Raw genomic sequence first — 11,778 nt, 5'->3', positions numbered from 1 at the left:
GCAAGGGAAGTGATCAACGCCATCGTGTGCCGGTTAGCTGCCTCATGAGGACGCCGCATTGCAGAAGGCCATGATCTTGTCCACACTCTTGATGCCTGGCGCGCTTTCCACGCCGGAGGAAACATCGACCAGCGGGGCGCCGGTGATGCGGAGGGCCTCGGCGACATTGTCGACGCCAAGACCGCCCGACAGCCCCCATGGCATGGGTATGGGAACGCCGCGCAGCAGCGTCCAGTCGAAGCGCAGGCCCATGCCGCCGGGAAGCGCCGCACCTTCCGGCGTCTTGGCGTCGAAGAGAAGGAGGTCGGCGGCGCCGCCATAGGCCTTTGCGGCGTCAATGTCGGCGCCGGTCTTGACGGAGATGGCCTTCCAGACGGGGATGGCGAAGCGGGTCCGGATGGCGGCTGTGCGCTCGGGGCTTTCCTTGCCGTGGAGCTGGAGTGCGGTGAGGGCGCCCGTGGCAGCGAGTTCCGCCAGGGTTTCGTCGTTGGGATCGACAAGGACGGCGACGCGCCCGACATGCGAAGGCACCGGGGCGGCCAGGGCGCGAAGCTGGTCCGCTTCGACATGACGGGGGCTTTTGGGGAAATGGACGAAACCCAGATGCGCCGCGCCTGCCTGCACGGCGGCGCCTACCGTGTCCGGCGTCGAAAGGCCGCAAATCTTGATGGCGAGTCGGGACATGCGGGCGCTTTAGGCGGTTGATGCGCTCAGGTCCATGTCGTGCAGGGCCAGCCATAGATGGGCATGGTCTGGCGCCTATTCGCCGCGGATCAGATGGGATGGGTGCGACTATTAGGTAAACGGCGGGAAGATTGAGAGGATGGAGAGCAGGGAATAACTGCTTTCCGACCGATTTTATTTTTGTTGAGCCGGAGGCGGGTTCCGAAACCTGACATAGGAACCAATGCCGGCTATTTCCGGCGGGTCTTCAAAATTCTCCGAATGGTCCCGGCCTCACTGCTGTCAGCGTCGTAGATAAAGGCCCTTGAGCATGGCGCCTGTAGAAGAGTTAAAGCATTAAGGTCGGGGCTAGGCCAGATTGTCGCACTTGGACCGCGCAACGGAGGGCTGGCTGAGTTCGGCCGGCGCAGCGCGATAAGATAGCGTCCTGCGCCCATCTTCTCCGGTTCCCCGAACGTCGAATTATTCCATGTGACTGATAGCTTACTCGGCGCGTGGCCGATGAGAACCTGTTCCACCTGAATGTCGAAACGCGCGTAATCAGACAGCAAGCCTTGCGTGGGATCCTCATAAGTCTTGCGCATCGGAGCGGACAGATTGGGCGTTGCGAGCATCCGCTTGCGAAACGCTTCGTCGCGGATGATCCGATAATTATCTATGCGACCGATCACGACGACATCGGCATAAATTACGTCCTCGAATTTCGGAGAAACGAACGTCCGGCAAGCATCGGCTGAGCCGGGAAAAACTGCCACTGCTGCCGCTGCCGCCATAATCCAGTGGGAAGTTGATCCATGCCGCTTGAAATGCCACATCGGCGTCAGCCTATCGATAGTTGTTGCGATCGATAGAGTAGAGCGGCGCAGTTTAACGGCCCCTTTCCATCCCCGCATTTCCAAAGCCGGAATGGCAACTGACTACCCATCATCCCCGCGTTCGCGGGAAAGACCGAAATGGGTGGCAATGGGAGATGGGATGAGCTTTGTTTGTCTTTGCTTGAGCCGAATAGAGTTCAAAATCCCGCGGGAAACAGATGCATGCCCCGTTCGTCCAGCCGCAGGACGACCTTGCCTGCGACGGCGCTCAGCGGCAGGTCGCCATAAAGGTGGGGGAACAGCGCGCCGCCGCGTGATTCTTCCCATTTGATCGCTTCGCCGAAGGGGGCGAGGTCGATCATCAGCATCACCAGATTGTCCTGGCCAGCGAAATGCTTCGCGGCGGTTTCGGCCGCCTGCTCGCGGGTGGACATGTGGATATAGCCGTCAGCCAGATCGACGGGCGCGCCCTTGAACACGCCGTCGGTCCTGAGCTGCTCATACTGATCTTTCGTCAGGATCTTGTAGGCGAAGAGGTCGGTCACTCCCCGGTCAGGTCCGGATCGGCTTCGGGGCTGACATCAGGGCCGGTCTCGAGGCCCGCCGGGGTGCTCACCTCCGTCTCTTCGTCGCTTTCCTCGATCTTCGCGGCGCTGACGACATGTTCGTCGTCCGATACGTTGAAGAGACGCACGCCCGCCGAGTTGCGGCCGATGACGCGCAGGGAATCGAGGCCCATGCGGATCAGCTTCGCCTGGTCGGTGACGAGCATCAACTGGTCGCCCTGCGTCGCAGGGAAGCTGGCGACGACCGGGCCGTTGCGGCCGATATTGTCGATATTGGTGATGCCCTGACCGCCGCGTCCGGTGCGGCGATAGTCATAGGCGGAGGACAGCTTGCCATAGCCGTTGGCGCAGACGGTGAGAATGAACTGCTCCTTGGCCTGCAATTCAGCGAAGCGTTCCTCGCTCATCTGCGGCGAACCTTCCTTCTCCGGCTTCCACGGAGCGAAGCGGAGATAGTCGTCGCGTTCTTCCTGGCTGGCGCCCGCGCGATGAAGGACGGAGAGCGAGATGACCTCGTCATCGCCCTTGAGCGTCATGCCGCGCACGCCGGTCGATGTGCGGCTCTGGAATTCGCGCACGTCGGTCGCCTGGAAGCGGATCGCCTTGCCCTGGCGGGTGGCGAGCAGCACGTCATCCTCTTCGGAAAGCAGCGCCACGCCGATCAGGCGGTCGGTGCTTTCATCGTCGAAGCGCATGGCGATCTTGCCGTTCGACGGGATGTTGGCGAAGGCGTCCATGCTGTTGCGGCGGACCGTGCCGTTCGCGGTGGCGAACATGACATGCAGGTCCTTCCAGCTTTCCTCATCCTCCGGCAGCGGCAGGACGGTCTGGATCGTCTCGCCGGGGCCGAGCGGGAGCAAGTTCACCATCGGGCGGCCGCGCGTCGCCGGGCCGCCCTCGGGCAGGCGCCAGACCTTGAGGCGATAGACCTTGCCCGCCGTCGAGAAGAACAGGACCGGCGTGTGGGTGGAGGTCACGAACAGTTCGGTGATCGCATCCTCATCCTTGGTGGTCATGCCGGAGCGGCCCTTGCCGCCGCGCGCCTGGGCACGGAAGCTTTCAAGCGGGGTGCGCTTGATATAGCCCTGCACGGTGACGGTGACGACCATCTCCTCGCGCTCGATCAGATCCTCATCCTCGATGCCATCGGCGGCGGCGGTGATCTCCGACAGGCGCGGGGTGGCGAAATCGCGCTCGATCGCCTCGAATTCCTCACGCATGACGGCGTAGAGCTTGCGCCGGTCGCCGAGGATGGCGAGATATTCGGTGATGGCGGCGGCCAGTTCAGCCAGTTCATTGCCGATCTCGTCGCGGCCCAGCGCGGTGAGGCGGTGCAGGCGCAGGTCGAGTATGGCGCGGACCTGCGTGTCGGACAGGCGATAGGTGTCGCCGGTGGCTTCCGTCTCGATCGCTTCCACCAGCTTCAGATAGGGGGCGATCTCCGCCACGGGCCAGTCGCGGGCGAGCAGGGTTTCGCGCGCCTCGGCCGGGCTGGCCGAGCCGCGGATGATGCGGACGACTTCATCGAGGTTGGTGACCGCGATGACCAAGCCCAGCAGGATATGCGCGCGGTCGCGGGCCTTGTTGAGTTCATATTTGGTGCGGCGGGTGATGACCTCTTCGCGGAAGCGGACGAAGGCCTCGATAATGTCGCGGATGTTGAGCAGTTCCGGGCGGCCGCCGCGAATGGCGAGCATATTGGCCGGGAAGCTCGACTGGGCGGGGGTGTTGCGCCAGAGCTGGTTGAGCACGACTTCCGGCGTGGCGTCGCGCTTCAGGTCCATGACGATGCGCACGCCCTCGCGGCTCGATTCGTCGCGAATGTCGCTGATGCCCTCGATCCGCTTGTCCTTGGCAGCTTCAGCGATCTTTTCGACCAGGCCGTTCTTGCCGACCTGATAGGGGATGGCGGTCAGGACGATGGAGCGGCGGTCGCCGCGCCCTTCCTCGACCACATGGCGCGCGCGCATGATGATCGAGCCGCGCCCGGTATGATAGGCGCTGCGGGCGCCGGACTGGCCGAGGATCAGCGGCGCGGTGGGGAAATCGGGGCCGGGGACGATCTGGATCAGCTCGTCCACCGTGATGCCTGTATTGTCGATATAGGCGAGGCAGGCGCGGATCACTTCGCCCAGATTATGGGGCGGAATGTTGGTCGCCATGCCGACCGCGATCCCGCCGGCGCCGTTCACCAGCAGGTTGGGGAAGCGCGCGGGCAGGACCTGCGGTTCGCTTTCCGAGGCGTCATAATTGGGCTGGAAATCGACGGTATCCTTGTCGAGATCGTCCAGCAGGGCGTTCGTCACCTTGGCCAGGCGCGCTTCCGTATAACGCATGGCAGCCGGCGGATCGGGGTCCATCGAACCGAAATTCCCCTGGCCGTCGATCAGCGGCACGCGCATCGACCAGTCCTGGGTCATGCGCGCCAGCGCGTCATAAATGGCCGTGTCGCCATGGGGGTGATATTTACCGATCACGTCGCCGACGATGCGCGCCGACTTGCGATAGGGCTTGTTGTAGGTGAAGCCCGATTCATGGGCCGAGAAGAGAATGCGGCGATGCACGGGCTTCAGGCCGTCGCGCACGTCAGGCAGGGCGCGGGCAACGATAACCGACATGGCATAGTCGAGATAGCTCGCCTTCATCTCCTCCACGATGGAGATGGGGCTGATGTCCGAAGGGTCGGCGAGGGCAGTCTCGTCGGTCAATGCGATTCTCTTTTTGGATGAAAAGGCTGTGTTGCCGCATCACTAGCGGAGCGAAACAATATTGTCACCCCTCGCGCGCACGTACGCGCGCGCGAAAGGCCAAGCTGTATGAAGCGCAGGATGGCCAGAGCGGCAGAATGCGGGGAAGGGGCTGACAGGCGGTCAACTGGTGCATATAGGCTGTTCAAACGTTATTCACGCGCTGACCCCTAATCGGCGTCAAACAAGGCCGCCTGTCCCCCGGGCGCAGAGGAGAAGATGAACATGCGTTTTGTTACCCCCGTTGCGCTCGCGCTGACCCTTGCGCTCGCCGGTGGCGCCGTTTCGGCCCCGGCATTCGCGGCCAAGAAGGAAGAGAAGAAGGGCAACGCGCCCAAGCTGAATGTCTCGCCCGATGTGATCAAGGCGCTGCAGGCCGCGCAGGCCGCCGCCGAAAAGCAGGATTTCGCGGGCGCCAAGGCGGCGCTGGCCGACGCCGACAGCAAGGCCAAGTCGAACGACGACAAATATCAGATCGGCGCGATCAAGCTGAACACCTCGATCGGCGCCAAGGACGCCGCGTTGCAGAGCGAGGCGCTGACGCAGATGCTGGACAGCGGGCTGACGCCGCCGGAACAGCTCGGCCAGTTTAATGCCGTGGCCGCCGACCAGGCGCTGCAGGGGAAGAATTACGATCTGGCGATCACGCGTGCCAAGGCTGCTGCCGCTGCCGGGTACAAGCCGGAAGCGGTCAATGTGACGCTGGCGCAGGCCTATTTCGGCAAGGCCGGGACGAGCAGCCCTTCGATCGAGCCGCAGCGCAGCCTCAACCAGCAGGGCCTCGCCGCGCTGAAGGCAGCGGCCGAAGCGACCAAGGCGGCCGGCGGCCAGGTGCCCGCGCAATGGTATCAGATCGGCGTCGGCCGCGCGGCCCAGGCGAAGCTGCCGGAAGTCACCGAATGGGCGACCATGGCCTATTCGGCAGCGCCCAGCGGTGAAAATCTGCGCACGCTGATCCGCCTGTTCCAGCAGGCCAATCCTACCATCTCCAACCGCGAGAATCTGGACGTGCTGCGCCTGATGGCGGCGTCGGGAGGCCTGGTGGTCGCGCAGGACTATCTGGAATATGCCGAAATGGCGTCGAAGACCGGCATCTATGGCGAAGTGAAGACCGCTATCGATTCCGGCCGCAGCAAGGGTGTGCTGAACGCGAGCCAGGGCGGCGATCTGTACCAGCCGGCCGCGGCGAAGATTGCGGGCGACAAAGGGTCGCTCGGTTCGGCAGAGGCGGACGCGAAGAAGGCCGCCAACGGCAAGATCGCGGCGGCGACGGCGGACGCCTATCTGGGCTATGGCGACTATGCCAAGGCGGTGGCGATGTTCGAGCTGGCCAAGCAGAAGGGCGGGGTCGACGCCGACGAGATCAACACCCGCATCGGCATTGCCAAGGCGCTGGGCGGCGACAATGCGTCGGCCAAGGCCGCTTTCCAGTCGGTACAGGCCGGTTCGCGCAAGAAGATCGCCGACCTGTGGCTGGCCTATCTCGCCACCAAGGCCTGATATCCTGGCGGATCTGGGCGTGCCGTTGTTCAGGGGCGGCGCGCCTTTCCATCTTCGGACATGATGAAAGGGCTGGCGATGCCGGCCGACAAGGGGAATGGCTCATATGGCCGGCTTGCGACATTCGATTGTGACATTGGGGCTGCTGGCGGGCGGAGGCATGCTCGCCTTCACGCCGGCAATGGCGAAGAAGCCGGTGGCGGCAGGGCCGGTGATCGAGATGTCGGACAGTTTTCGGGCGGCAACGCAGGCGGCGGACAGCGCCATCAAGGCTGGCGACATCGCGACCGCGCAATCGCAGATTTCCGGGCTGATGCCGGTCAGCGATTTCGAAAATTACGTGGCGGCAGGGCTGCGGTTCGAACTGGCGGTGCGCAAGGTGGACCGGCAGGCGGAGCGTGTAGCGCTGAACGACATGTTCAAGACTTCCTCGGTGCCCAAGGGGGACATGCCGCGCCTGCGTTACATCGCGGGCTATCTGTCGTTCATCGTCGGCAATTATGAGGATGCCACGGCACAGCTCGATTATGCCAAGACGCTGGGCTATGATCCGATCGACGCGACCATGCTGCGAGCGGATATAGCGCTGCGCCGGAACAAGGCGAAGGAGGCGCGCGGTTTCGTGCAGGAGGCCCTGGCCCGGCAGCGGGCAGCGGGGCAGCCGATCCCGGCCGCCTGGTACGACCGGGCGATCTCCATGGCCTATGCGGCGGGGGATTGGTCAGAGGTCGGCGCGCTGTATCGCGAACGGCTGAGCCATTATGATTCGGCCGGGGAATGGCGGACGGCGCTGGCCAATTATCTGACGGCGCCGGGCATGGATGCGCAGGTCCAGCTCGACCTCTATCGCCTGCAGGCCGCCAACGGCGCCATGGCGAGCGAGCGGGACTATCAGGCCTATGCCCAGCTCGCGGAAAAGACCGGTTATAGCGCCGAGACCAAGGCGATTATCGAGGCGGGACGGGCCGCGGGCAAGCTGACCCCGACCCAGGCGGTGACCGCGAGCCTCATGAAGAGCGCGACGCCCAAGGCGGTGAAGGAGATTGCCGGACTGCCCGCCGCGGCCAAGAAGGCGGCGACGGCCAAGGACGGGGCCGCCGCGATGACGGTGGCGGATACCTATTTCTCGCTGGGGCAATATCCGCAGGCGGCCGAGCAATATCGGCTGGCGCTCTCCAAGGGCGGGGTCGATACGGGCAAGGGCAATGCGCGGCTGGGCGTGGCGCTCGCCCGTTCGGGTGACCTGACGGGAGCCAAGGCCGCGCTTGGTCAGGTGACCAGCGGCAACTGGGCCAACGTCGCGGGATTCTGGTCGGTATGGGTGGACCAGCAGAGCCGCAAGACGGCGTTCAAGCACGTGGCCGTGCCGCCCGCGAGCTGATTCAACAGGCGATTTATGGCCCGGTTGGGGCCATTCCCCTCTCGCTTGCGGGAGGGGAGAAGCAATGCCCGCCTTCTACCTGCAACAGTCGATCCTGCCGGAAGAATCAAACCGGCAGGGGAACGCCCGGCATGTTTTTCGATGTGCGGATGGTGAGGGAGGTCTTGACGCTCACCACATTGGGTGCAGGCGTCAGCTTGGACGTCAGGAACTGCTGGAAGCTCTGAAGATCCTTCGCCACCACCTTCAGGATGAAGTCGATTTCGCCGTTCAGCATGTAGCATTCCCTGACTTCGGGCAGGGTGGCGATATGATCTTCGAACGCCTTGAGGTCGGCTTCGGCCTGGCTCTTCAGGCTGACCATGGCGAACACCGTGATGGTATAGCCCAGCATCGATGGATTCACCACCGCATGGTAGGAACTGATCGCGCCGCTTTCCTCCAGCGCGCGGACCCGGCGCAGGCAGGGAGGAGCCGTCAGCCCCACCTTGCGGGCCAGCTCCACATTGGTCATCCTGCCGTCATCCTGCAACTCGCCCAGGATCTGGAGGTCGATGTCGTCAATATTGGGGCCGGCCATTATTCTGCTTATTTCCTGTCCTGTTAACGGGTCGTTATCATAATAATATTTCAGCGCAATGCAATTGTCCCACTATGCGACGTTTGCATAAGAACCCACATGCGCCTCTTTCCCTTTGGGCTGCGAAGCATTATCCCTGTGTAACGATATCCCCGGCCGATGGTTTTTGGCGCTGCGCCGGGGCCAGAATGAGGAATTTGAGTGCGCTTCAACGATCTCATGCAAACGGTTCTGGCTGCCGACAACCGGAGCGGCCTGGGCGCCGTGACGCTGTGGCGGCAATGCGTGGATCTGCTGGCGCAGAATGACCGGCATGACCGGGCGGTGATGTCGGATGCCGAACGCGCGGCGTTGCTGGACCGCATGTCGGCGTTGCGGCCGAAATTGTCGGAAACGCAGCGGATCGCGACCGTGGTGGAGCTGGGCGGGCGGCTGCGCTCGCCAACCCTGGTCGAATTTTTCGCAAGCGACCGGCCCTCCATCGCTGCGGCGGCCATGTCGCGCGCGAAATTGCCGGACGAGGCCTGGGTGGAGATGTTGCCCCGGCTGACGCCAACGGCGCGCGGGGTGCTGCGGGCGCGGCGCGATCTGGGCGCGGCGACGGCGCAGGGGCTGGAGGCCTTTGGCGCGGCGGATCTGGTGCTGACCACCGATCGTGAGGACGCCTTTGTCGAGGATATGGTCCTGACCGAAGCGATGATCGCCCCGGTCGAGGTCCAGCAGGAGGCGCAAGCCGATCCGGCGGAGGAAGAGGCCGGGGATCGCAGCCAGATTCGCAACCTGGTCGATCGGATCGCCCGCTTCACCAGCGCGCGCCGGGCGGGAGAGCCGATCGAGGCGCCCGCGCGTGACGCGGCCGCGGGACCGCGGACCTTTGCCTTCGAGACGGATGGGACCGGCGCCATCGTCTGGATCGACCAGGGGCCGCGGGCGGCATTGATCGGCCTGACGCTGAGTGAAACGGCGCTGGAGGGCGGCAGCGGGCCGGATGGGCATGTCGCGGGTGCCTTCATGCGGCGCAGCGGCTTTCAAAATGGCCGTTATACCATCGCCGGCGGGACGATGGCGGGCGAATGGCGATTATCGGCCATCCCCTTTTTCGATCCCCGGTCGGGACGGTTTCAGGGCTATCGCGGGCAGGCGCGGCGGCCCTATCTGCATGAGGTGGCGGCTGAACCCCGGACGGAACCGGTCTCGATCGCTGGTCTTTCCGCCGATTCGATCCGCCAATTGGTGCATGAACTGCGCACGCCGCTGAACGCCATCTTGGGTTTCGCCGAGATTATCGAGCAGGAATTGTTCGGGCCTGCGGGTGTCGAATATCGCGATATGGCCGGAAAGATCGCGGTCGATGCCCGGCATTTGCTGGCGGCCTTCGACGATCTTGACCTGGCGGCGCGGGTTTCGCGCGGCGAGGGCAATCAGCCGCCGAGAGCCGTCGATCCGGCCTTGCTGGTCACGCAGGTGTCGGCCCGTTTCCGCGACCAGGCCGAAGGTGCGGAGATCGACATCGCCATGGCGCATAGCCTGCCGATGGTGCGGATCGATCCGGTGCAGGGAGAGCGGATGATCCAGCATCTGCTGCGAACGCTGATATCGTTGGCGCCCGCGGGCGAGGTGCTGACCGGCTCCTGCTGGTATCAACCCGATGGTGCGGAGGGCAGGGTGGTGCTGGCGCTGGACCGGCCTTCGACACTGGCGGGGATGGAGGAGGAGCGCCTTCTCGATCCCGGCTATATGCCGGATGGGAATTGGGCTGACGGGCCATTGCTGGGCCTGGGCTTTTCCCTGCGGCTCATCCGCAGCCTGGCGGCGGGATGCGGCGGGGCGCTGGAGATCGAGCCGGGACGGTTCCTGCTTGCCGTGCCTGCCATTGCCGAGACGGAAGGCGCGGTGGGCAGCGCCTGAGTTTCGGAGCGCACCCCAAGGCAACCCTCTCTCAACCAAATCCGTATAGGGAGGCTGGATGACCAAGCAATCCCACGACGGTAGCCTGCTTCGCCCGCCCGCGGCAGGGGATATGATCGCGATCGATCCGGCGTTCGGGACGCGCTTCATGCTGTTCGTCGATACCGAGGAGGAATTCGACTGGAACGCGCCTTTCAGCCGCACCGGTCATGGCGTGACGGCCTTGAAGGGCATGGAGCGCGGCCAGGCCTTTTTCGCGGCGGCGGGGGTGAAGCCGGTCTATGTGACGGATTATCCCGTGGTCGACAGCGATGCCGCGGCCGACATGATGGGCCGTTGGCTGGCGGACGGGACGGCCGATATCGGCGCGCATCTCCACCCCTGGGTCACTCCGCCATATGTCGAGGAGGTGACGGCGGCGAACAGCTATGTCGGCTTTCTGCCGGAAGCGGTGGAGCGGGCGAAGCTGGAATTTTTGTGCCAGCGGATCGCCGAACGGTTCGGGCGCAGGCCGATCGCCTACCGGGCGGGGCGTTATGGCGTCGGGCCGAACAGCGCGCGTCTGCTGGAAGAGGCGGGATTTCGCCTCGACAGTTCGGTGCGCAGCCGGTTCGATTACAGCGCGCAGCATGGGCCGGATTTTCAGGGATTGCCGATCAGTCCCTACTGGGCGGCGCCCGGCCGGTCGCTTGTCGAACTGCCGTTGTCGACGGCGTTTGTCGGGCTTTTGCGGGGCGGTGGGGAGCGGCTCTATCGCAAGGCGCACGGAATGGGGGCGATGGCGGGTGCCCTGGCGCGGGCACGGCTGTTGAGCCGGGTGCCGCTGACGCCGGAGGGCATAACCGCCCGCGAAGCGATTCAGGCGATCGATGCGCTGATCGAGGAGGGGGCCCGGCTGTTGAACTTCAGTTTCCATTCGCCGACTCTGGAACCGGGGCATACGCCCTATGTGCGGACGGAGGCGGACAGGAGCGCCTTTTACCACTGGTGGGATGTTGTGCTGGCGCATCTGGCACGCCGCAACGTACTGCCCGCGACGCTCGATCAACTGCTTGCCGCGATTCCCCTGCGCGGACGGGCTTGCCAAGCCGCCTGATGCTGCCTATCCGGGCGGAAGCATGAAGCGCCGCGATCATCGGCTGCGTTCCGGGATCGCTTCACGGTGGGGCCTGTAGCTCAATGGTTAGAGCTGGCCGCTCATAACGGCTAGGTTGCGGGTTCGAGTCCTGCCGGGCCCACCAACCGTTGGTTTTCAATGACTTAGCTGCGGCTTGAGGCGATCTGTCTCACACTTTGTCTCACAGTTTCAGAGGCATGATTTTCCCTGCTTCGTTTGCTTGTGCGGGCCGGCACAAGCCCACAAGCCTCAGATCGATTACGAAAAAAATTCTGCGACGGCTTTGCGCCGGTTCCATCCATGCGACTCGTGTGCGTGGTGACACACATCCTCTTGTGCCGTTTGCCATGCGCCCCCTTCGTGACCCTATAGGCCCTCCCACGTCGAATCACCGGCGGGGAGTTAACACCATGAAAATCGATCAGAATACGGCGCGCGGACTTGAGGCTTGGGCCATGCTGCTGCTCCATGCGGGGTGGG

The 11,778-nt window shown here is 64.1% G+C and carries 9 protein-coding genes and 1 tRNA gene; 5 read left to right on the top strand and 5 right to left on the bottom strand.

The annotated features are described in order from the left end of the window. Positions 1-42: 42 nt before the first annotated feature. From MJ601_RS02140 to gyrA, 4 genes are all read right to left on the bottom strand, one after another. Positions 43-684 (bottom strand): phosphoribosylanthranilate isomerase, encoded by a 642-nt coding sequence (locus tag MJ601_RS02140; RefSeq protein WP_242122940.1) that lies wholly within the window; start codon positions 682-684, stop codon positions 43-45. Between the two features lie 230 nt (positions 685-914). Further along, positions 915-1,499 carry a hypothetical protein gene (locus MJ601_RS02135; RefSeq protein WP_242122939.1) on the bottom strand — a complete coding sequence of 195 codons (585 nt, stop codon included), beginning with the start codon at positions 1,497-1,499 and terminating at the stop codon, positions 915-917. A 197-nt stretch (positions 1,500-1,696) separates the two neighbouring features. Beyond that, a complete protein-coding gene (locus MJ601_RS02130) occupies positions 1,697-2,044 on the bottom strand; it encodes a DUF952 domain-containing protein (protein ID WP_242122938.1) in 348 nt (115 codons plus the stop codon). Further along, entirely contained in the window at positions 2,041-4,773 is a 2,733-nt protein-coding gene (gene gyrA, locus MJ601_RS02125; RefSeq protein ID WP_242122937.1) for a DNA gyrase subunit A, read from the bottom strand. Before gyrA ends, MJ601_RS02130 begins: the two co-directional genes overlap by 4 nt. Before the next feature lie 258 nt (positions 4,774-5,031). Between gyrA and MJ601_RS02120 the strand changes: the two genes are divergently transcribed. Then, positions 5,032-6,312 carry a hypothetical protein gene (locus tag MJ601_RS02120; RefSeq protein WP_242122936.1) on the top strand — a complete coding sequence of 427 codons (1,281 nt, stop codon included), beginning with the start codon at positions 5,032-5,034 and terminating at the stop codon, positions 6,310-6,312. 106 nt (positions 6,313-6,418) lie between these two features. Beyond that, positions 6,419-7,693, top strand: coding sequence for a tetratricopeptide repeat protein (locus MJ601_RS02115; RefSeq protein ID WP_242122935.1), 1,275 nt, complete (start codon positions 6,419-6,421; stop codon positions 7,691-7,693). Between the two features lie 106 nt (positions 7,694-7,799). Here the strand turns inward: MJ601_RS02115 and MJ601_RS02110 are convergent, their stop codons facing one another. Then, positions 7,800-8,273 (bottom strand): Lrp/AsnC family transcriptional regulator, encoded by a 474-nt coding sequence (locus MJ601_RS02110; protein WP_242122934.1) that lies wholly within the window; start codon positions 8,271-8,273, stop codon positions 7,800-7,802. Positions 8,274-8,474: 201 nt separating this feature from the next. Between MJ601_RS02110 and MJ601_RS02105 the strand changes: the two genes are divergently transcribed. From MJ601_RS02105 to MJ601_RS02095, 3 genes are all read left to right on the top strand, one after another. Continuing rightward, a complete protein-coding gene (locus tag MJ601_RS02105) occupies positions 8,475-10,181 on the top strand; it encodes a sensor histidine kinase (protein ID WP_242122933.1) in 1,707 nt (568 codons plus the stop codon). Between the two features lie 58 nt (positions 10,182-10,239). Continuing rightward, positions 10,240-11,277, top strand: coding sequence for a polysaccharide deacetylase family protein (locus tag MJ601_RS02100; RefSeq protein WP_242122932.1), 1,038 nt, complete (start codon positions 10,240-10,242; stop codon positions 11,275-11,277). A gap of 69 nt (positions 11,278-11,346) precedes the next feature. Next, a tRNA-Ile gene (locus tag MJ601_RS02095) sits at positions 11,347-11,422 on the top strand. Positions 11,423-11,778: the final 356 nt, after the last annotated feature.

The organism is Sphingobium trunci (genome assembly GCF_022664535.1).
Classification (GTDB): Bacteria; Pseudomonadota; Alphaproteobacteria; order Sphingomonadales; family Sphingomonadaceae; genus Sphingobium.
Note: the sequence above shows the minus strand (reverse complement) of the source record. Positions and strands in the feature narration are given on the sequence as shown.

Excerpts from the sequence above, each read along its gene's own strand:
- MJ601_RS02115 (WP_242122935.1), top strand. The coding sequence starts at position 6,419 with ATGGCCGGCTTGCGACATTCGATTGTGACATTGGGGCTGCTGGCGGGC.
- MJ601_RS02140 (WP_242122940.1), bottom strand. The coding sequence starts at position 684 with ATGTCCCGACTCGCCATCAAGATTTGCGGCCTTTCGACGCCGGACACG.
- MJ601_RS02135 (WP_242122939.1), bottom strand. The coding sequence starts at position 1,499 with ATGTGGCATTTCAAGCGGCATGGATCAACTTCCCACTGGATTATGGCG.
- MJ601_RS02100 (WP_242122932.1), top strand. The coding sequence starts at position 10,240 with ATGACCAAGCAATCCCACGACGGTAGCCTGCTTCGCCCGCCCGCGGCA.
- MJ601_RS02120 (WP_242122936.1), top strand. The coding sequence starts at position 5,032 with ATGAACATGCGTTTTGTTACCCCCGTTGCGCTCGCGCTGACCCTTGCG.
- MJ601_RS02110 (WP_242122934.1), bottom strand. The coding sequence starts at position 8,273 with ATGGCCGGCCCCAATATTGACGACATCGACCTCCAGATCCTGGGCGAG.